Source organism: Lacisediminihabitans changchengi (assembly GCF_016634425.1).
Classification (GTDB): Bacteria; Actinomycetota; Actinomycetes; order Actinomycetales; family Microbacteriaceae; genus Lacisediminihabitans; species Lacisediminihabitans changchengi.
Window position 1 is genome coordinate 104611 of the sequence record NZ_JAEPES010000001.1, and the last position, 18589, is coordinate 123199.

The window sequence follows — 18589 nt, forward strand, 5'->3', positions numbered from 1 at the left end:
GTTGCAGGGGTATGGATCATTTCGAATGTCGGTGGAATAAACCAGACTGACTTCATGCTCTTCTCATAGTCGGTCGCCGAGCCTGTTCATCTGCTCGCGGCCGTTGGCAACGGTGCCCTCGCCCCACCTGTCAGTCGGGTCCTCGTGATCGCGACCGACCGCCTCCCACTTCCACCGCCATTTCGACGGGAACAGCAATGACCGAAACCATCAGTACCTCGACGACCGGGTCGCCGACCGACCTGATCGAGCGCGACACGTCCCTCGACCGCCGCAACCGCCTGGTGATCGGCGTTCTCCTGATCTCGGTGTTCGTGATGATTCTCAACGAGACGATCATGGGCGTGGCGCTGCCGCAGCTCATGAAAGACCTCGACATCTCGGCGAGCACCGGGCAGTGGCTGACCGCCGCGTTCCTGCTGACGATGGCCGTCGTCATCCCGATCACCGGTTTCTTGCTGCAACGGTTCAGCACCCGCAGTCTGTTCATCGCCGCGATGGGACTGTTCAGCCTCGGCACGCTCGTCGCGGCACTGTCGCCCGGCTTCACGTTGCTGCTCGCGGCGAGAGTCATCCAGGCCAGCGGAACGGCCATCATGTTCCCACTGCTGATGACCACGGTGATGACCCTGGTGCCGCCGGCAAACCGTGGGCGCATGATGGGCAACATCTCGATCGTGATCTCGGTCGCCCCGGCGATCGGCCCGACCATCTCCGGCCTGATCCTCACCGCGTTCAGCTGGCGCTTCATGTTCATCTTCGTGCTACCGATCGCGCTGGTCGCCCTGTTCGTGGGCGGCGCGCTGATCAAGAACGTGACCGAGACGCATAAGGCGACCTTCGACATCCTGTCGGTCGTTCTCTCCGCCTTCGGCTTCGGCGGTCTGGTCTACGGCCTGAGCAATGCGGGCACCGCAGGCTCACCGCTCGAGGTGTGGACGCCGCTCGCCATCGGTGTGCTCGCCCTGGCGATCTTCGTGCTGCGTCAACTGGTGCTGCAGCGCACCAACCGCGCTCTGCTCGATCTGCGCACCTTCCGCGTGCCGACCTTCACGTTCTCGATCGCGATGTTCGCGATCAGCATGATGGCGATGTTCGGCACCATCGTGCTACTGCCGCTGTACATGGTGCACGTACTTCACCTGCAAGAACTCCAGGTCGGCCTGCTGCTGCTGCCCGGTGGCCTGGTCATGGGCCTGCTCGCACCGTTCGTCGGTCGAATCTACGACCGGGTCGGCCCGCGCGGGCTTCTCATTGCGGGGGCCTCGATCGTGAGCGGCGACCTGTGGGCGATGACGCTGTTGAACGCCCAGAGCAGCTTCTGGATGGTGCTCGCTGCACACGTCACGCTGAGCATCGGCCTGGCGCTCATCTTCACCCCGCTGTTCACCGCCAGCCTCGGCTCGCTTCGCCCGGAGCTGTACTCCTACGGCAGCGCGATGGTCGGCACGATTCAGCAGCTGGCCGGCGCGGCGGGTACCGCGCTATTCGTCACCGTCATGTCGTCGGTGCAGATCGCGCAGGCCTCCACCGGCGACGCGAACTCGTACGCGGCCGGCGTCCACTCGGCCTTTTTGTACGGCGCGGTGATCTCGCTGTTCGCCATTCCGTGCGCGTTCTTCATCCGCAAGATCGCGACCACCGGCGACGCTCCGCTGGGGCACTGACCCACCGGAGGTCGCGAGGCCCCATCGGCCTGAGCGACGGCAGCCGGTCCGCGCTCAGACGCGGCGCTCAACCTCGGCGATGATGCCCGGCAGCACTCGGCGCATATAGGGCGCCCAGAACAGTCGAACGATCAGCCCGACCAGCAGTCGGGCGCGCGGATACGGCTCGAAGGTGTAGGTCCAGCGGATGCTTGTACCGCCCGCCACCTCCGTATACAGCCACTCAGCTCGCGCCCCTGAGACGAGTTTTCCGAACAGCTTCTGAAAGTCACTCAGCCGGTATTCGAACCGTCGCGGCGCATCCACTAACTGCAGATGCTCGATGACGCTTCCGCGGTCAGACAGCATCAACTGACGGGTCTGACCCGGCGCGTCCCACGCGCCGGTCTGATCACGAACCTCGATGACCGCCGGCAGCGGGCCGAACTTTGGGTAGAACCCGACCGGGGTGAGCGGCGTGGAGATCTGCCAGGCTCGGTCGAGTGGAGCGATCGTGGTGCCTTCGGCTGACGCTGACGTGGTGACCATGGGAGTTGTTCGGAGCCCACTCAGCCCCAGATGGCCAGGAGCTCGGCAGCGAGCCGCTTCCCCTGCGCTCGCCCGGCCTGTGCCGCGGCGGGCCGCACGGCGGGATCGAGCGGATTGCTGCCGAAGGCGATGAGCGATGCCTCGTCGGCGAAGACCAGGGTGCGCGCTCCGATGCCGATCGCGGCGACCTGCTCTGGCGCGATTGTCGGGCCGAGCGGACCGAACTCCGGCGCTGGCGTGAGCACCAGAACGGGGTCGCTGCCCGCGATCAGGTCGACGTTGCTGGTCGACCGCACCCCGCCATCCGTGTAGTGCCGTCCATCGATCTCGACGGTCGGCCAGACGCCGGGAACGGCACAGCTGGCCGAGACGGCATCGACCAGGCTGACGCCAGACTCGCGATCGAAAATGCGGAGCTCGCCGCTGTCGGTGTCGACGGCGGTGATCAACAGGCGGCGGTCGGGCCACTCCTTCACCGTCAGTCGTGCCTCGATCACCGCGCGGCGCGCTGACGACGAGCCAGTGTCGGCGGCCCGGGCGAAAGCGCCGATGCGACGCCGCGCTTCCTCGGGCGAGGTCACGCCCTCCATGAGTTTCGCCATCTGTTCGCTGAAGGCGACCGCGTCGATCTCCGCGCCGAGCTCGGCGGTCTCCTCGGCGACCTGCTGGGCATACAGCTCCTCGATCGGGGTGCCTCCGGCGAGCTGCGACGCGACCGCAGAGCCGGCCGAGGTGCCGAGGTAGGTGGTCTCGGGGCGGGTCAGCTTCGCGAAGACATCCGCTGATTCGTTGGCGATGCCGGCGAGCACGCCGACCTCCCAAGCGATTCCAGCAAGTCCGCCACCGGACAGAACGAGGGCACCAGGCACGTGAACTCCTTAGAGACGATTGGGTTCGAGCGTAGCCTGCAGTAGCGAAGAGGAGGCTTCATGACCCCGACCTTTCGGATGTCTAGTCAGCTACGGTCGTGCGCCGGATGACCGCTGGATACTCGGCCGATCAGGTGCGGGCAGCCGAGGCACCGCTGCTGACTTCCGGAGTGCCCCTCATGGCGCGGGCAGCGGCCGGGCTCGCGGCGGCAATTCGCGAGGTGAGGCCAGAGCGAGTGCTGCTGCTCGTCGGATCGGGCGACAACGGAGGGGATGCACTCTTCGCCGGTGTTGAGCTTGCGAACGATGGCATCCCCGTGCAGATTCTGCGCACCGGCGACCGTGTGCACGAGGCCGGGCTGGCCAGGGCACTGGAGTCGGGCGCCGTCGAGATCGAGACACTCCCGGATCGGCTCGATGGCGTGGATGGCACGGTGGCGGATGACACGGTCGTGGTCGACGGTATGCTGGGCATCGGCGCTGGAGCCGGCACTCCCCTGCGCGGGCGGTCGCGGGCAGTGGTGCGGGCCATCCTGGCGCTGCCGCAGCGTCCGCGGGTCGTCGCCGTGGACATCCCGAGCGGGGTGAACCCTGACGACGGGAGCGTGGCGGATGCCGTGCAGCTGCCAGCCGACCTGACCGTCACCTTCGGTGCGGTGAAGGCCGGTCTGCTGCGGGGCCGCGGAGCGGAGCTCGCCGGTCACATCCGCCTGATCGAGATAGGACTGGACCTCACGGGCGTCACTCCGCTGATCGAGACCTAGGCTCTGGGCTTAGAAGAAATCTCCGCCGCCGAAATCGCCGCCCCCGAAATCGCCGCCGATGTCGCCGCCCTGGTCCCAGCCGCCGCCGTAGCCCGCAGCCTCGGTGGTGCCGCCGGCGTCGGTACCGGAATCCGTTCCCGGGTCGCCTGCACTGTCGTTGTTGTTGTCGCCGCCGGAATCCCCGGACGCGTCGGACGCGTCAGACGAGCCACCGAAGTCGTTCGGCATGAAGGCGCTGACCAGCGCGGAGCCGATGACGTAGCCGGCGACGGTGCCGAGGATCGAGCTGCCGAGCATGCTGCCGAAGCTCGGCCCGCCCATGCCGCCGCCGCCGCCGAAAGCGCGCGCCATGCTGCCCGGCTGCTGGAACTCGGCTCGGGTAGCGGCCTGCGCCAGCGTCGCGGGCTCGGCGTTGGCCGGCCGCTCGCTCGCGGTAGTGGCGTTCTTGGTGAGCTGCTCGAACAGGATGTCGCGCTGCTTCGGCGTCAGCTTGGTAAATGCTTCGGTGTGCACCTGCTCGATGGTCTCGGGCGGCGCGGTCCGCAGAAGGTACTGGTAGCGCTCGACGGCGATCTCATCGTCACTGCGAGACGCGGTGCGCTGCGGGGCTGCCTGGCGCTGCTGCACCGGCGGGTCCTCTTCGCGGCCGAGAAGACGATCGAGGAAACCCATGATTTGCTCCTTGGGGCTGTGGACCGGCATCGGTCGGGTGAGACCAGTATCGGGGTCAGCTCATCCGCCTGGCTGGGTATTCGCGCAGAGCATGGCGTCAGCGGGTGGCAGCGAGCTCGATCCAGCGCGTGCCGCGGGCGCGCAGCCCGAGCGTGACCGCCCGGATGCCGATGTACCCGAGCGCGAACGCCGCCCAGAGCGCGAACACGGTTCCGACCGAGACCGCCCACCAGAGCAGCGGCAGGTACACGGCCAGGTTCACCACCCCGCTCAGAGCGAGGTAGCGGGAGTCACCGGCGCCGATCAGCACGCCGTCGAGCACGAAGACGAAGCCGGAGAGCGGCACCCCCACCGCCATCACGAGCAGAACCGGCGGCAGCGCGGCGAGAACGGGCGTCTCCGAACTGAAGACGCGACCGAGCACCGGCGACAGCGCGGCGATCACCACGCCGATACCGACCCCGGCCAGCAGACCGAAGCGGATCAGCCGTCGAGTGATGTGCGACACCCGCTCCCTGTCGGCCGCGCCGAAACCGTGGCCGATCATCGCCTGCCCGGCGATGGCGAGCGAGTCGAGCACGAACGCGACCAGGGAGAACAGGGCGAGCGCAACCTGCAGCACCGCCAGACCGCGGGCGCCGAGCATGCTGCCCGCGAAGACAGTGGCGAGCATGGCCGCCCGCAGCGAGGCCGTGCGCAGCAACAACCAGCCGCCGGATGCCGCAACCCCCGTCACGCCGGCCAGCCCAGGTCGCAGCGCCGCACCGCTCCGTCGCGCCCGACGCGCCACGATCACGACGAAGGCCACGGCCATGGCCCACTGCGCGATCACAGTTCCGGCGGCGGAACCCGCGATCCCCCAGCCGAGCCCGTAAATGAAGATCGCGTTGAGCGCCGCGTTCGCCGCAAAGCCCGCGGTGACGATCACGAGCGGGGTGTGGGTGTTCTGCAGGCCGCGGAGCAACCCGGTGGCAGCGAGCACGATGAGCATCGCCGGCAAACCCCAGAGCGAGATGCCGAGGTACACGGATGCGGCGGCAGCGACATCCGTTTGCGCACCGAACAGCGCGACGGCTCCGTCGCCGAGCCACAGCCCGAGCGCCAGCATGACCACCCCGACCGCGAGCGCGAGCCAGACGCCGTCGACGCCGGCCCGCAGGGCGCCGCGACGATCTCCCGCCCCGACCAAGCGCGCAACCGCGGGGGTCGTCGCGTAGGCGAGGAAGACGAGCAGCCCGACCGCGGTCTGCAGGATGCTGCTGGCGATGCCGAGCCCGGCCAGCGGCTCGTCGCCGAGATGCCCGACCAGTGCGGTGTCGACCAGCAGAAACAGAGGTTCGGCGACGAGCGCCGCGAGCGTCGGCCCGGCCAGGCGCAGAATCTCCCGGTCGAGCGCGCGCGACGGTGCTCCCGCCACTACGGGATCAGAGCGAGTTTGCCGCCAGGATGCTCCGAGCGCAGCAGCTCGATTGCCTCGAGCGCATCGGCCAGCGGGAACGTGCGTGCCACCGGGACGACGAGCGAGCCCTCTCCGGCGAGCGCGATCAGGCTCGACCGCACCGAGTCCCGGTAGGCAGCACTCGCCGGCATGACCCCGGCGATCACGTGGAAGCCATGCTCCTGCGCTTCCGCGAACGCGGTGATCGTCACGATGCGCGCTCGGTCCGCCACCAGGGCGAGCGATACCCGCACCGCTTCGTCCGTGCCGACGGTGTCCAACGCGGCCGAGAATCCTTCGGGAGCCATCGCGCGCAGGCGATCCTCGAGACCGTCCCCGTAGGCGACCGGTTCGGCGCCGAATCCCTCGACGACCGCGAAGTTCTTCTCACTGGCGGTGCCGATCACGCGGGCACCGAGCAGCTTCGCCTGCTGGATGACGCTGACGCCGACAGCGCCGGACGCGCCGTGTACGACGATCGTCTCCCCCGCGGCGACCTTGGTCACGTGCAGCATCTCGCTCGCGGTGGTGCCGGCAAGCAGCAGATTGGCGGCCTCGGGAAAGCCGAGCGTTGGCGGCTTGGCGAAGACATCGGATGCCGGAACGGTCACCGAGGTCGCCCATGCTCCGCGCAGACGGAAGCCCAGCACCTCGTCGCCGACCGAGAAGTCAGAATCTGGTCCGACCGCGGAGATGACCCCCGCCGCCTCGTAGCCGATGGCGATCGGCAGCAGGCTGCGATCCTCACCACGGGCCACATGCTTGTAATCCGCCGGGTTCATTCCCGCTGCGCGTACCTCGATCGTGACCTCGCCCTGGCCGGGTGCGCGAACCTCGGTCTCGTCGAATCGGAGCACCTCCGAGCCGCCGAAATCCGTCGCTATCCAGTGTCGTGCCATCAGCTTTTCTCCCTCGTTCGTTTCTGCCAGCTCAACGCTACGCGCGAGATCGGTCAGCGCCGCGTCGGTACCAGGATCGGTGATGTCCAATGCGGCCACGCACAGACGGATGACGGGCACCCCGAGCCGCACGAACCGCCGCAGCACCTCGGGCCGAAATACCTCGGGCTCCAGCCGCGCAGCGAAGGCGCCATCGTCGGCGACGGTCAGCTGGGCCCGCAGCAGGTCGATCCAGGTGCCGTGCACGGCGTTCGATCCGCTGCGGTAGGCGAGGTAGGCGCCGTCGCCGACCGCCCGCATCCGTACTTCAGCCGATGGCCAGCCGATCTTTCGACGCCCGGGAACATCCTCCGGCGTCATGTCCGCCGTGCGCAGGGCGCGATCGAGTTCGGCCAGGAGCCTGCGCCCTGGCTCACGCTCGTGCCCGGGCGCCGTCTCTCCCGCCGAGCGCAGCAGGTCGAGCTCCGCCACCAGGCTGTCCTTGAGATACCGGTCGAAGCGCACCGCGTCCTCGGGCGCCGGGTCGAGCAGATAGACCAGCGACGAGTACGAGTCGAGGTACTGGCGGGTGAGCGGAAATTGCTGGTCGCCGTCGGCGTCGGCGAGGTCGCGCAGCATCCGTCGTCCGATCTTGACGATGCGCACCAGGTGGCCGACGACGATCGCCTGATCGCGGCTGAGCCCGGCGTGCGCCCCGACCACACCCTCGACGATGCGCACGAACTCGGCGACGAGTGCGGTCTCGGGCAACCCCGCCTCAGGCTGTACCACCTCAGGCTGTACCACTTCAGACGAGGGCAACGCCGTGAAGGGCATCGACCAGCGGCAGCAGCTCTGGTGTCTCGCGCGCCTCGGCGAGCGCCTGCTCGAGCGTCGCATCGTGGGTCGGTTTGGCCTCAGCGAGCAGCCTTTTGCCCGCCGCAGTGAGTTCGGTGTAGATGCCGCGCCGGTCATCAACGCAGAGGATGCGGGTGAGCAGATTGCGGTCTTCCAGTCGCGTGACCAGTCGGGTGGTCGCGCTGTTGCTGAGCGCCGCCGCACGAGAGAGCTGCTGCATGCGCATGTGCCAGCCGTCTTGGCGGCTCAACACGTCGAGCACGGTGAACTCGACCACGGACAGCTTCGAGCTCGCCTGGAGCGCTCGCTCGAGTCGTGAATCGATCAGCCCGTGCAGGGCTGCAAGCGTGTACCACCCCTGCGCCCGCACCTCGACCGCGTCGTCTCCGATACTCATTGCCTGCTCCGTCCGTTCCCGCGCCCCGGCGTGCCCCGTGTCTCCGAGCGATCGGATGACACGGTTGCGGAAATACCCCGCGTGTGCAACTATTTATGACGCGTCTGCAAATACCAGCGTACGCGTGCCATCCCGCGCCCACAAGCGCAGCCCCACAAACACAGCCCCCACAAGGAGATAGCCATGCCCATCGGCCTGATCGCCCTCGCCATCGGCGGATTCGGAATCGGCTTGACGGAATTCGTCATCGCCGGCCTCCTCCCCGAGGTCGCGGCAGACTTCCATGTCAACGAGGCAGCGGCGGGCTGGCTGATCTCGGGCTACGCCTTGAGCGTGGCCGTCGGCGCCATTCTCATCACCGCGGCCGTCACGCGCGTGCCCCGCAAGACCGCACTCATCGGCCTCATGGTGCTCTTCATCGCGGGTAACCTGATCTCCGCACTCGCTCCGACCTATGGCGTCATGCTGCTCGGCCGCATCGTCGCCGCACTCTGTCACGGGGCGTTCTTCGGCATCGGGTCCGTCGTCGCCGGCACCCTGGTGAAGCCGGAGAAGAAGGCGAGCGCGATTTCGATCATGTTCACCGGTCTCACCCTCGCGAACGTGCTGGGCGTGCCGTTCGGCACTTTCCTTGGCCAGGCGCTCGGCTGGCGCTCGACCTTCTTCGCCATCACGATCATCGGCGTGATCGCGCTGCTCGGCATCGTCGTTCTCGTCCCAAAGCCCACCGAGGCGAACGCTCACGTGAGCAATCTGCGCGGTGAGCTCTCGGCCTTCCGTGCCGGCCAGGTCTGGCTCTCGATCGCCGTCACCGTTCTCGGTTTTGGTGGGATGTTCGGCGCCTTCACCTACATCGCCTACACGCTCACCCGGGTGAGCGGATTTCCGAGCGGCGCCGTTCCGTGGCTACTGATCCTGTTCGGCGTCGGGCTGTTCGTCGGCAACCTGGTGGGCGGCAAGGCGGCGGAACGCCGACTCGACCGCACGCTCATCGTGCTGCTGATCGGCCTGACCATCGTGCTCGTCGCCTTCGCACTGACCGCCACCTACCCCATCGCCGTGATCGTCGCCCTGCTCCTGATGGGAGCGTTCGGCTTCGGCACAGTCCCCGGGCTGCAAACCCGCGTGATGCTGTACGCGAGCTCCGCCCCGACGCTCGCCTCCAGCGCCAACATCTCCGCCTTCAACATCGGCAACGCGCTCGGAGCGTGGATCGGCGGGCTCACCATCAGCGCGGGTCTCGGCTTCACCAGCCCGCTCTGGGCGGGAGCCGCGATCACCGCCGGGGCCGTGATCGTGATGGTGATCGCCGCAACGCGACGCTCGGTCATGCCAGACACGAAGCACCCCGCCGTACTCGAGCCCGCCGATGCGTGAGCCCGCCCGCGGGTAACGACGCGAACAACAAACGGATGGCCGCCCCGGTTTCCCGGGACGGCCATCCGTTTGCTTGTTTGTGCCGCGTTATTTGTGACGCGCCTAGTCCGCGAGGATCAGATACAGGGCACGGCGCGCTTCGTCGATCTTCTCGACGGCCGCCTTGCGCTGGGCATCGCTCGCTCCATGACGGAACTGACCGACGACGCCCATCAGCTTGCCGACGCTCTCGAAGAACTCGCTTGCCCCCTCGGAGCGTCCGGGGGTTGCTTCCCAGGCCTTCGAGAACTCCTCCTCGTGCTCGGCGACGTATGCGGAGCCGGCCTCGGTGAGCTCGAACTCGGTCTTGCGACCGTCGCCCTTGCTCACGATGAGCTCCTCATCGACGAGTTGCTGCAGCGTCGGGTAGACCGAGCCGGGGCTCGGGCGCCACGCACCATTGGTGCGCTCGGCTATCGCCTTGATGAGGCCATAGCCGTTCGACGGTCCCTCGCTCAGCAGCGACAGGATGACGGAACGGATGTCGCCCTTGCCCGCCCGGCGCGAACCGCGCGGTCCGAATCCACCAGGCCCGAATCCCGGGCCGAAGCCCTGGCCCGGGAACCCGGCTCCGAAGCCGCCGGCGAAGCCGTGACCATGGTCACGACCGCGTCCGCCGCCGTCATTGTGGAATCGCATCGCCTCGGCACGCATTGCGCGAAGGGTGTCGAACTGGTTGTTGTGATGTGTGCTTCTCATGAAAGTCTCTTTTCGCATTCTGCTCGCAGTCAGCCGGTTCATGCCGGGTGATCGTTCCACTGGAACTCGAGCCATCGCAGAACTTCTGCGATGCGTCAAAGATATATCGCTAAAGCGAAAAGCGCAAGCGCGGGTTTTTGAGCGGCATGCTCTCCAACGAGTTGTAGACGACGGCCCAGCCCGCTTCGTGTTGCACGTGCACGATCTCCCCCGCCGACATCCGTCGATCGAGCTCGAGCAGATGCCGCACGCTCGCCTCATAGAGCGCGACATCGCCGAACCGATGCCGCTCTCCCGACAACTCGGTCACCACCACCGTGATCGACCGCACCTGCTGGCGCAGGCCGCGCGTTCCGGCCAGGCCGACCGCGATCCCCGAGAAGTACAGCGACAGGATGATGACGGTCACCACGCTCGGCACCCAGAGTGTGCCGAGGATCAGCTCCGCAAACAGAGCCGCAATGCCGCCGCAGACCGGCCAACGTCGATGGAAGGTGAGTGCGCGACGCTCGGCGGCATTGGTTCCGGGCGGGTATACCCGTAGTCGATACTCACCCCAGCCGCGGCGGGCGAGATCGACGGGATTGGCAACATCGAGAGTTCCCCAGGGATGATGGCCCTCGAGCGCGAAGGCGAGGGCGGATGAGACGTTCACAGGCCCGGTCTACGCCGCTGGACGACGATCGGCCAGAGTCCTCACGCGATCCTTACGAAAAACCACCGGGGTACTCATGGCGCGATAATTGTCAGGGTGAGCCTGCTGCCCGACGCCCCTCCCGCCCGCGGCGTGATGACCTCAGACGGCCTTCGCCTGGCGACCTACGACTTCGGCGACCAGGATGCCCCTGCTGTCCTCGCCGTTCACGGCTTCGCCTCGAGCGGCCTGATGAACTGGCAGCAGACAGGCTGGACCCGCGACCTGCTGCGAGCTGGTTTCCGCGTCATCGCCTACGACCAGCGCGGGCACGGCGCGAGCGATAAGCCGGAAGATCCCGCGCAGTACACGATGGAGCTGCTGGTCTCGGATCTGCTCGCTGTGCTCGACGGCTATCTGCTCGACGAGGTGGCTCTCGTGGGCTACTCGCTCGGGGCCCGCGTGAGCTGGCACGCCTCGATCGAGCTGCCTACCAGAGTCACCCGGGCGGTGCTCGGCGGAATTCCCGGAGGTGACCCGCTCACCCGGTTCCGTCTCGACGAGGCCCGCCGGTTCATCGCCGACGGAACCGCCGTCACCGATCGGCTGACCGACACCTATCTCTCGATGGCGGCCGGCATCCCTGGCAACGATCTCAGCGCGCTGGTCGCTCTGGTCGAGGGGATGCGCGGAGGGCTTCAGCCCGACCCGGCGGACCCACCCCAGCAGCCGCTGCTCTTCGCCACCGGCAGCGACGATCCGATATTCGACGCGTCCCGGGATCTCGCGGCTGCTGTGCCGAACGGCGAGTTCTTCGACATCGTCGGCCGCAATCACTTCACGGCGCCACCCGCCCGACCGTTTCGCGATCGCGCGGTGGAGTTTCTCGACGCCACTAAATGACTATGCGACGAAATGACTATGCGACGAAATGACTCCGCAACGAAGTGACGGTCTGACGAGCTAGAGGCCGGTCAGGCCGCCCCGGCTAGGGTTGAACCGTGATGAAAACGGTGCAGCGCGTGTCACCGGTCGGCGTGCCGCTGCTGGCGTTCGTGCTGCTCATCGCCACCTGGCATCGCACCCTTCCGCTCGCGATCGTGATCATCGTCGCGGTCGTGCTCATCGGGGCAGTTCTCGCCGCGGTGCACCATGCCGAGGTGGTCGCCCATCGCGTCGGGGAGCCATTCGGCTCGATCGTGCTGGCCGTCGCGGTCACGGTGATCGAGGTCGGGCTGATCATCACGCTCATGATCTCGGGCGGACATGGCACCGAGACGCTGGCCCGCGACACCGCCTTCGCCGCGGTGATGATCACGTGCAACGGCATCGTCGGACTGTCCCTGCTGCTCGGCTCCGTTCGCCACGGCCTGCCCCGGTTCAACCCGGAAGGCACCGGTGCCGCGGTGGCGGTGGTCGCAACCCTCGTGACGATCACGCTGGTGCTCCCGCGCTTCACCACCGGCGCATCCGGCGGGCGCTTCACCGGATCGCAACTCGCCTTCGTCGCGATCGCCGCCGTAGCCATCTACGCCGTGTTCATCACCACCCAGACCCGTCGCCACCGCGATTTCTTTCTGCCCGTGAACGCCACGGGCAAACCGATCTCCGACGACGAGCACGCGACGCCGCCCTCCACGCGCACCACGGTCATCAGCGGCATCCTGCTCGCGGTCTCACTGCTCTCCGTCGTGGGGCTCGGCCACGCCGTCTCCCCGTCGATCGAGGCCGGGGTTGCGGCCGTCGGCATCCCGAGCTCCTTCGTCGGTGTGGTCATCGCGTTCATCGTGCTGCTGCCGGAGGGAATCTCCGCGTCGCGCGCGGCGCTGCGTGATCGCATGCAGACAAGTCTCAATCTTGCGTACGGCTCGGCCATCGCGAGCATCGGGCTCACCATTCCGGCCATCGCCGTCGCGAGCATCTGGCTCGACGGCGAGCTCGTTCTCGGGCTCGGGCCGGTGCAGATCGTGCTGTTGGTTCTCACGATGCTGGTCGGCACCCTGACCGTCATCCCCGGGCGCGCGACGCGGCTCACGGGATTCGTGCACATCATCATCCTGGCAGCGTTCGTCTTCCTGGCGATCAGCCCGTAGGCCGGAAGGGGCACCATGGAGATCAGGCTGTTCGATACCCCGACCGCGACGACGCTGGCGCAGATCCTGCCGGTGCTGCTTCTCACCGTGATGGTGGAGATCCGTCGGCTCGAACTGCACCGGCGCGGCAAGAACATCGTCACCACCCGAGTTCTGCTGGGAACGTTCTTCGGGCTGTTCGCGATCGTCGAGACCGTGCTCGTGCTGTCGATCGACGGCCACCTGTTCCCGTTTCAATGGAGCGACTGCATCGCCGCCGTCCTCATCTTCGCCCTGCTCGTGATGCTCTTCATCTTCTCGATGATGGGCGCGGAGCCGAAACGAAAGTAGGCCTGGCACTCGGCTCCACCGTCGGAGCAGACTGGGGTCATCCCGATCGAACGGAGATGCCATGCACGTCACCGCCCGCATCCAGAATTCTCTCGACTCGCACTCGGTGTCATTCGCGAGCGAGGAGAGCACCCACTCGTTGACGATTCCGCCGCGCGAGCAGGGACGCGGGTCGAGCGTCAACGGCGGCGAACTGCTCTTGCTCGCCCTGGCCACCTGTTACGGCAACGACGTCTACCGCGAGGCGGAGGCCCGCGGCATCGAACTCGACAGTGTCGATGTCACGGTCGACGGTGACTTCGACGGTCCCGGCGAGCCCGTGCGCGCGGTGCGGTACGGGGTCTCGGTGGTGACCTCGGCCGACGAGGCCATCGTGCGCGAGTTGCTGCGGCACACGGATACCGTGGCCGAAATCCAGAACTCGTTACGCTCCGCCGTACCGATCGAGCTGGCCTCGATCGAGATCATCTCCGATGCCGTGGCAACGGTAGAGGCGGAAATCACGACCGGTCACGTTGGATAGGCCGGCTATTTTCCGTAAGCGCTGACGAACAGCTCGCCCCTGATCTCCCCCAGTCGCTCGATCACCCGGTCGAGCAGCACCCCGCTGATCCCTGCCGCAACGAGGTCGTAGTCGCCGAGCGGCAGGAGCTTGCCGACCCGGATGCGGATGACCTCCCAGCCCACCGAGCGCAGCAGCCGGTCTTTCCGGCGGTCGACCTCCTCACGCTTTCCGAGGTGTTCCAGCCCGTCCCGGCCGATCGTGTCGTACTCGATCGCGACCTTGAGTTCTGCGATGGGGATGTCGGGCCAGACCTCGAGGTGCGCGAAGAACGGGCGCGCGACGCGCACGGCGTTCGGCGTGAGGTCGACGTCGAGACGGTCGAGAATGCCCTGACGCAGCTCCGACTCGGCCCGGGAGGCAGGCTTCGGCGCCAAGGCACTGACGAACGCCTCCCCCACCGGCACCGCGGCCGCGCCGGCGCGAGCGTTCTTGCACACCGGACACCGCGGCCCCGACAGCACAGACTCGACCCGTGCCGAGTAGGTACCGTGCCCGGCCGCGCAGACCCAGGAGTACCGCGCCTTCGGCGAAATCTCCTCGGCGAGCGCCGTGCGGCGTGCGGGGTTCACCCGGGCGAGAAGTTCACTGCGGTTGACGGCACTTTCCTCGAGTCGTTGACAGAGCAGGCAGCGCAGGTCGGCATCGGGGTCGGTCCACGGCGCGATTCCGGGGTGACCACAGGAGAACGGCGTACCGACTTTCGGCGACTCGGGCACGGGCATCCGTCTCGCTCGCGTCGCGCGGTGTACGGCCAGCGACGCGCAGTCGGGACACCAGGTCGATCGGCGCCTAGAGGTTCCGGGCTTACTGCGCTGCTCCTCGGGCGTCGCGGCGAAGCGATGGCCCACCTCGCACTCCCAGAGCAGCAGCACCTCGGCTCCTGGGGGGATCTGGGTGAGGGTGATTCCGTGGTTGAACTCGGGGTGGTACTGGCGGATCAGCGCAGGGTACGCCTGCCACGCCTCCCGGTAGGTTCCGATCGGGTATGGCACCGCGACGCCCTTTGAACGCTGTCGCCTCGCCCACCACGCATCCACACTCTCGGTCACGCCGCAACCGTACTTTCGGCCACTGACACTCGCCCAGAAACTAGCACTGACACTCGCCCTGGCACTTGAGGGCGGCCACGATCCTCCCGCCGATCGCGTAGGGCGGTCACCCGGTGTCCCCCGGCTGCTGCCAAGCTGACCTGGTGACACCCCGACACGCCCTCCTCGCTCTCGTCGTCGTCGTGATCTGGGGACTCAACTTCGTCGTGATCGACCTCGGCGTGGCAGACGTGCCCCCGCTGCTGTTCGTCGCGATGCGCTTCCTGCTGGTGTCGATCCCGGCGATCTTCTTCATCAAGCCGCCCGGCATTGGGTGGAGGAACGTGCTCTTCATCGGCCTGTTCCTCAGCCTCGGGCAGTTCGCGCTGCTGTACCTCTCGCTCGCGCTCGGAATGCCGCCGGGGCTAGCCTCCCTCCTCGTGCAAACCCAGATCGTTCTGTCGGTGGCCATCTCCGCGCTCGTGCTCCGCGAGCTGCCGACTCGCCGCCAATTGATCGGCATCGTGATCGGGATGATCGGGCTCGCCGTCGTCGTGGTCGGGCACATCGCCTCCGCTCCCTGGCTGCCGGTGGTCATCGCGCTTCTCGCCGCACTGAGCTGGGCGATCGGCAATGTGCTGAGCCGTCGAGCGAAGGCCGCATCCGGCCTCTCCCTCGTCGTCTGGTCCGGACTGGTCGTGCCGATCCCCAGCGCCGCCCTCGCCCTCGTCGTCAACGGGCCGCACGCGGTCGGTGTCGCGCTCACCCACCTGCCGCTCGCGGCGATTCTCAGCACCGTCTACACGGCGGTGTTCGCGTCGCTGATCGGGTACGGCATCTGGAATTCGCTGCTCACCCGCTACCCGACCAGCGCGGTCGTGCCGTTCACACTCCTGGTGCCGGTGATCGGCATCCTCGCCGCCTGGGTGGCACAGGGAGAGGTGCCCGCCGCCACAGAACTCCTCGGCGGAGCGATCATGCTCGGCGGACTCGCTGCCGCGGTCATCACCCGCCGCGGGCCGGTCCCCCTGGTCGAGTAGCGGCGCAACGCTGGTTGAGTAGCGCACGCGCTCTGGCGCGTTCGCGTATCGAAACCGAGCAGAATTACCACGCCGAGGCGTCCGGCGAGTGCACCGTCGGCACGACAAGGGACGAACCTATTCGGCGCGGGCCTCGCGTCGACGGCGGATGCGCCGCAGCACCAGCCACCCGACGAGCGCCGCGCCGGCCGCGTACACCGCGTAGTCCACGTACGCCGAGTAGTCCACGTACGCCGAGTAACGATCGAGCAACTCGTACTGAGCGCCGAGGGCTGCTCCGAGCAGCACGAGCAGCGAATTCCAGACGGCACTGCCGGCGATGGTGAAGACGCTGAAGGCGAGCCGAGACATCCGTTGCGCACCGGCGGGGAGGGAGATGAGGCTGCGCACCCCGGGGATCAGCCGGCCGAAGAAGACGGCAGAGCGACCATGGCGCGAGAACCAGCGGGATGCCTTCTCGAAATCCTCGCGGTCCACCAGCGGGAGCTTCGCCAGCAGGCGCACAGCCCGTTCCTCCCCGAGCCACGCGCCCAACGCATAGAGCACGAGCGCCCCGAGCCAGGCGCCAGCGGTCGACAGCACGATCACGAGAACGATGTTCATGTCGCCACGCTGGGCGATGAATCCGGCGAGCGGCAGGATGACCTCGCTCGGGATCGGCGGGAACACCGTCTCCAGCAGCGACCTACACTCCCGCGAGGTCTTCGCGCGCGGCACCCACCCCGTCGCGGTCGACGGCCCGTACGCGCTGCCCGCCGCAACGGAGGTGCACCGCGGGTTCTGGAGCTAGCGCTGCGCTCGTTCTCGATCGACCTCCAGCCAATGTGCCCGTTCGTGCGCGTTGTGCCCGCACGAGCAGGCACAATCGCCACACACGGGCACAATCGCCATGAGCAGGCAGCATCAGGCACAGCGGCAACGGTTCAGCCGCCCCAGGTCGAGGTGCGCGTAAAGCCGGGCGATGAGCTCCCCGTGGGCTGCCACTTGTCGTTGCAGCTCTGCGATGGCGTCTTCGTCGTCGAGGGCCATGCCTTCGACGCTAGCCAGCGGCCGTAGCGCAGTCCAGAGCAGCTCCGCGTCACTGTGCCCTTTCGTGGCGATTGTGCTCGCACGAGCAGGCACAATCGCCACACACGGGCACAATCGCGAACACCGCGATCGCGAACGCTGCCGCCGCGAACGCTGCGGCCGCGAAACCGCGCGGGTTACGCCTGCGCCCGCTCCAGCACCAGCTCGCGCACGCGGGCCGCGTCGGCGGTGCCCTTCATCGCCTTCATGACCGCACCGATGACGGCACCGGCGGCCTGCACCTTGCCGTCGCGGATCTTGGCGAGCACATCGGGCTGGGCCGCGAGCGCCTCGTCGATGGCGGCGATGAGGGCACCGTCGTCGGACACGACCTTGAGGCCACGCGACTCCACAACTGACGAGGGCGAACCCTCGCCGGCGACAACACCCTCGAGCACCTGGCGGGCGAGACGATCGGTGAGTTCACCCGACTCGATGAGCGCGATCAGTTCGGAGACGTGCGCCGGGCTGACCAGGCTGGAGGCATCCACACCGGCCGCGTTGGCGAGGCGAGCGATCTCACCCGTCCACCACTTGCGGGCCTGCGCCGGGGAGGCGCCAGCAGCCGTGGTCTCCTCGATCTCGGCGAGCAGACCGGAGTTGTAGACATCCTGGAACTCGAGGTCGGTGAAGCCCCACGCGTCTTTCAGGCGGCGACGACGGATGGCCGGGGCCTCGGGCAGCGCGGCGCGCAGCTCCTCGATCAGCTCGAGGGACGGCTCGACCGGCACCAGGTCGGGCTCCGGGAAGTAGCGGTAGTCGTCGGCGTCGCTCTTCGGGCGTCCGGCCGAGGTGACGCCGGTGTCTTCGTGCCAGTGCCGGGTCTCCTGCGTGATCGTTCCGCCCTTGGCGAGAATCGCCGCCTGGCGCTGGATCTCGTAGCGGATGGCCCGCTCCACCGAGCGCAGGCTGTTGACGTTCTTCGTCTCGGTGCGCGTGCCGAGCTTGCCCGAACCGCGCGGCGACAGCGAGATGTTCGCGTCACAACGGATGTTGCCGCGCTCCATCTTCGCGTCGCTGATGCCGAGCGACCGCACGATGTCGCGAATGGTGGACACGTACGCCTTCGCCAGTTCCGGCGCGTCGGCCTCGGCTCCCGTGATCATGCGGGTGACGATCTCGACGAGCGGAACGCCGGCCCGGTTGTAGTCGACGAGCGAGTACTCGGCACCCTGGATGCGGCCGGTCGAGCCTCCGACGTGCGTGAGCTTGCCAGCGTCCTCTTCCATGTGGGCACGCTCGATGTCGATCTCGAAGGTGCGACCGTCTTCGAGCTCCACCTGCACGGTGCCGTCGTAAGCGATCGGGTCTTCGTACTGGCTGATCTGGTAGTTCTTCGCAAGATCCGGGTAGAAGTAGTTCTTGCGCGCGAACCGGCTGGAGGGGCGGATGCTGCAGCCGAGGGCCAACCCGAGGCTGATCGCGTACTTCACCGCCTGTTCATTCACCACGGGCAGCGAGCCCGGAAGACCGAGGTCGACGGGCGTCACGTTGGTGTTCGGCTCACCGCCGAAGTAGTTCGGCGCATCGCTGAACATCTTGGTTTTGGTGTTGAGTTCGACGTGCACCTCGAAGCCGAGCACGGGCTCGAACATTTCGATGGCTTTGTCGTAGTCCATGAGTTCTGCTGGTTGCGCCATGAGGC

Annotated in this window: 20 protein-coding genes and 1 pseudogene; 9 read left to right on the plus strand and 12 right to left on the minus strand. The window is 67.5% G+C overall.

The window, feature by feature from the left end; all coding sequences use genetic code 11:
* The first annotated feature begins 197 nt into the window (after positions 1 to 197).
* The gene (locus IV501_RS00545) at positions 198 to 1667 is read left to right on the plus strand and encodes an MDR family MFS transporter (RefSeq protein ID WP_200554470.1); all 1470 of its coding nucleotides are present in this window, start codon (positions 198 to 200) and stop codon (positions 1665 to 1667) included.
* A 54-nt stretch (positions 1668 to 1721) separates the two neighbouring features.
* On the opposite strand, the gene IV501_RS00550 is transcribed toward IV501_RS00545, so the two are convergent.
* Together IV501_RS00550 and IV501_RS00555 are read right to left on the minus strand one after the other, a co-directional pair.
* Positions 1722 to 2195, minus strand: a complete 474-nt coding sequence (locus IV501_RS00550; RefSeq protein ID WP_200554471.1) for an SRPBCC family protein — start codon at positions 2193 to 2195, stop codon at positions 1722 to 1724.
* Positions 2196 to 2215: 20 nt separating this feature from the next.
* On the minus strand, positions 2216 to 3064 hold the full coding sequence (locus IV501_RS00555) for a patatin-like phospholipase family protein (protein WP_200554472.1): 849 nt from the start codon (positions 3062 to 3064) through the stop codon (positions 2216 to 2218).
* 107 nt (positions 3065 to 3171) lie between these two features.
* Between IV501_RS00555 and IV501_RS00560 the strand changes: the two genes are divergently transcribed.
* Positions 3172 to 3828: an NAD(P)H-hydrate epimerase gene (locus IV501_RS00560; RefSeq protein WP_200554473.1), complete on the plus strand. Its 657-nt coding sequence runs from the start codon at positions 3172 to 3174 to the stop codon at positions 3826 to 3828.
* A 9-nt stretch (positions 3829 to 3837) separates the two neighbouring features.
* Here IV501_RS00560 and IV501_RS00565 read toward each other — a convergent pair whose 3' ends face one another.
* From IV501_RS00565 to IV501_RS00580, 4 genes are all read right to left on the minus strand, one after another.
* Positions 3838 to 4500 (minus strand): hypothetical protein, encoded by a 663-nt coding sequence (locus IV501_RS00565; RefSeq protein ID WP_200554474.1) that lies wholly within the window; start codon positions 4498 to 4500, stop codon positions 3838 to 3840.
* A gap of 97 nt (positions 4501 to 4597) precedes the next feature.
* Complete coding sequence (locus tag IV501_RS00570) at positions 4598 to 5917, minus strand: MATE family efflux transporter (RefSeq protein WP_307812111.1); 1320 nt, start codon at positions 5915 to 5917, stop codon at positions 4598 to 4600.
* Entirely contained in the window at positions 5917 to 7587 is a 1671-nt protein-coding gene (locus IV501_RS16470) for an alcohol dehydrogenase catalytic domain-containing protein (protein ID WP_307812112.1), read from the minus strand. The genes IV501_RS00570 and IV501_RS16470 overlap by 1 nt, the downstream gene beginning before the upstream one ends.
* Before the next feature lie 37 nt (positions 7588 to 7624).
* On the minus strand, positions 7625 to 8071 hold the full coding sequence (locus IV501_RS00580; protein ID WP_200554475.1) for a MarR family winged helix-turn-helix transcriptional regulator: 447 nt from the start codon (positions 8069 to 8071) through the stop codon (positions 7625 to 7627).
* A gap of 183 nt (positions 8072 to 8254) precedes the next feature.
* Here IV501_RS00580 and IV501_RS00585 point away from each other — a divergent pair, with 183 nt between their 5' ends.
* A complete protein-coding gene (locus tag IV501_RS00585; protein ID WP_200554476.1) occupies positions 8255 to 9448 on the plus strand; it encodes an MFS transporter in 1194 nt (397 codons plus the stop codon).
* A 102-nt stretch (positions 9449 to 9550) separates the two neighbouring features.
* Here the strand turns inward: IV501_RS00585 and IV501_RS00590 are convergent, their stop codons facing one another.
* Positions 9551 to 10141, minus strand: a complete 591-nt coding sequence (locus tag IV501_RS00590; protein ID WP_200555376.1) for a PadR family transcriptional regulator — start codon at positions 10139 to 10141, stop codon at positions 9551 to 9553.
* Between the two features lie 154 nt (positions 10142 to 10295).
* On the minus strand, positions 10296 to 10841 hold the full coding sequence (locus IV501_RS00595) for a DUF6611 family protein (RefSeq protein ID WP_200554477.1): 546 nt from the start codon (positions 10839 to 10841) through the stop codon (positions 10296 to 10298).
* Between the two features lie 96 nt (positions 10842 to 10937).
* Between IV501_RS00595 and IV501_RS00600 the strand changes: the two genes are divergently transcribed.
* From IV501_RS00600 to IV501_RS00615, 4 genes are all read left to right on the plus strand, one after another.
* A complete protein-coding gene (locus IV501_RS00600) occupies positions 10938 to 11723 on the plus strand; it encodes an alpha/beta fold hydrolase (RefSeq protein ID WP_307812113.1) in 786 nt (261 codons plus the stop codon).
* Positions 11724 to 11824: 101 nt separating this feature from the next.
* Positions 11825 to 12913 (plus strand): calcium:cation antiporter, encoded by a 1089-nt coding sequence (locus IV501_RS00605; protein ID WP_200555378.1) that lies wholly within the window; start codon positions 11825 to 11827, stop codon positions 12911 to 12913.
* 15 nt (positions 12914 to 12928) lie between these two features.
* The gene (locus IV501_RS00610; RefSeq protein ID WP_200554478.1) at positions 12929 to 13243 is read left to right on the plus strand and encodes a hypothetical protein; all 315 of its coding nucleotides are present in this window, start codon (positions 12929 to 12931) and stop codon (positions 13241 to 13243) included.
* A gap of 61 nt (positions 13244 to 13304) precedes the next feature.
* Positions 13305 to 13766, plus strand: coding sequence for an OsmC family protein (locus IV501_RS00615; RefSeq protein ID WP_200554479.1), 462 nt, complete (start codon positions 13305 to 13307; stop codon positions 13764 to 13766).
* Positions 13767 to 13771: 5 nt separating this feature from the next.
* Here IV501_RS00615 and IV501_RS00620 read toward each other — a convergent pair whose 3' ends face one another.
* A complete protein-coding gene (locus IV501_RS00620) occupies positions 13772 to 14857 on the minus strand; it encodes a zinc-ribbon domain-containing protein (RefSeq protein ID WP_200554480.1) in 1086 nt (361 codons plus the stop codon).
* A gap of 143 nt (positions 14858 to 15000) precedes the next feature.
* Between IV501_RS00620 and IV501_RS00625 the strand changes: the two genes are divergently transcribed.
* Positions 15001 to 15876, plus strand: coding sequence for an EamA family transporter (locus tag IV501_RS00625; RefSeq protein ID WP_200554481.1), 876 nt, complete (start codon positions 15001 to 15003; stop codon positions 15874 to 15876).
* Between the two features lie 117 nt (positions 15877 to 15993).
* On the opposite strand, the pseudogene IV501_RS00630 reads toward IV501_RS00625, so the two are convergent.
* Positions 15994 to 16560: pseudogene (locus IV501_RS00630) on the minus strand (DedA family protein); the annotation flags it as partial.
* Here IV501_RS00630 and IV501_RS16040 point away from each other — a divergent pair.
* Positions 16478 to 16666 (plus strand): hypothetical protein, encoded by a 189-nt coding sequence (locus IV501_RS16040; RefSeq protein ID WP_234698336.1) that lies wholly within the window; start codon positions 16478 to 16480, stop codon positions 16664 to 16666. The pseudogene IV501_RS00630 and the gene IV501_RS16040 sit on opposite strands and share 83 nt — an antisense overlap.
* A 113-nt stretch (positions 16667 to 16779) precedes the next feature.
* Here IV501_RS16040 and IV501_RS16320 read toward each other — a convergent pair whose 3' ends face one another.
* Positions 16780 to 16905 (minus strand): hypothetical protein, encoded by a 126-nt coding sequence (locus tag IV501_RS16320; RefSeq protein ID WP_267910385.1) that lies wholly within the window; start codon positions 16903 to 16905, stop codon positions 16780 to 16782.
* Between the two features lie 176 nt (positions 16906 to 17081).
* Positions 17082 to 18584, minus strand: coding sequence for an Asp-tRNA(Asn)/Glu-tRNA(Gln) amidotransferase subunit GatB (gene gatB, locus IV501_RS00635; RefSeq protein ID WP_200554483.1), 1503 nt, complete (start codon positions 18582 to 18584; stop codon positions 17082 to 17084).
* Between the last annotated feature and the right edge of the window lie 5 nt (positions 18585 to 18589).

Bases quoted from the DNA above. Each gene is read 5' to 3' on its own strand.
- IV501_RS00545 (WP_200554470.1), top strand. From the start codon at position 198: ATGACCGAAACCATCAGTACCTCGACGACCGGGTCGCCGACCGACCTG.
- IV501_RS00550 (WP_200554471.1), bottom strand. From the start codon at position 2,195: ATGGTCACCACGTCAGCGTCAGCCGAAGGCACCACGATCGCTCCACTC.
- IV501_RS00560 (WP_200554473.1), top strand. From the start codon at position 3,172: ATGACCGCTGGATACTCGGCCGATCAGGTGCGGGCAGCCGAGGCACCG.
- IV501_RS00565 (WP_200554474.1), bottom strand. From the start codon at position 4,500: ATGGGTTTCCTCGATCGTCTTCTCGGCCGCGAAGAGGACCCGCCGGTG.
- IV501_RS00580 (WP_200554475.1), bottom strand. From the start codon at position 8,071: ATGAGTATCGGAGACGACGCGGTCGAGGTGCGGGCGCAGGGGTGGTAC.
- IV501_RS00585 (WP_200554476.1), top strand. From the start codon at position 8,255: ATGCCCATCGGCCTGATCGCCCTCGCCATCGGCGGATTCGGAATCGGC.
- IV501_RS00590 (WP_200555376.1), bottom strand. From the start codon at position 10,141: ATGCGTGCCGAGGCGATGCGATTCCACAATGACGGCGGCGGACGCGGT.
- IV501_RS00605 (WP_200555378.1), top strand. From the start codon at position 11,825: ATGAAAACGGTGCAGCGCGTGTCACCGGTCGGCGTGCCGCTGCTGGCG.
- IV501_RS00610 (WP_200554478.1), top strand. From the start codon at position 12,929: ATGGAGATCAGGCTGTTCGATACCCCGACCGCGACGACGCTGGCGCAG.
- IV501_RS00615 (WP_200554479.1), top strand. From the start codon at position 13,305: ATGCACGTCACCGCCCGCATCCAGAATTCTCTCGACTCGCACTCGGTG.
- IV501_RS16040 (WP_234698336.1), top strand. From the start codon at position 16,478: ATGTCGCCACGCTGGGCGATGAATCCGGCGAGCGGCAGGATGACCTCG.
- IV501_RS16320 (WP_267910385.1), bottom strand. From the start codon at position 16,905: ATGGCCCTCGACGACGAAGACGCCATCGCAGAGCTGCAACGACAAGTG.
- gatB (WP_200554483.1), bottom strand. From the start codon at position 18,584: ATGGCGCAACCAGCAGAACTCATGGACTACGACAAAGCCATCGAAATG.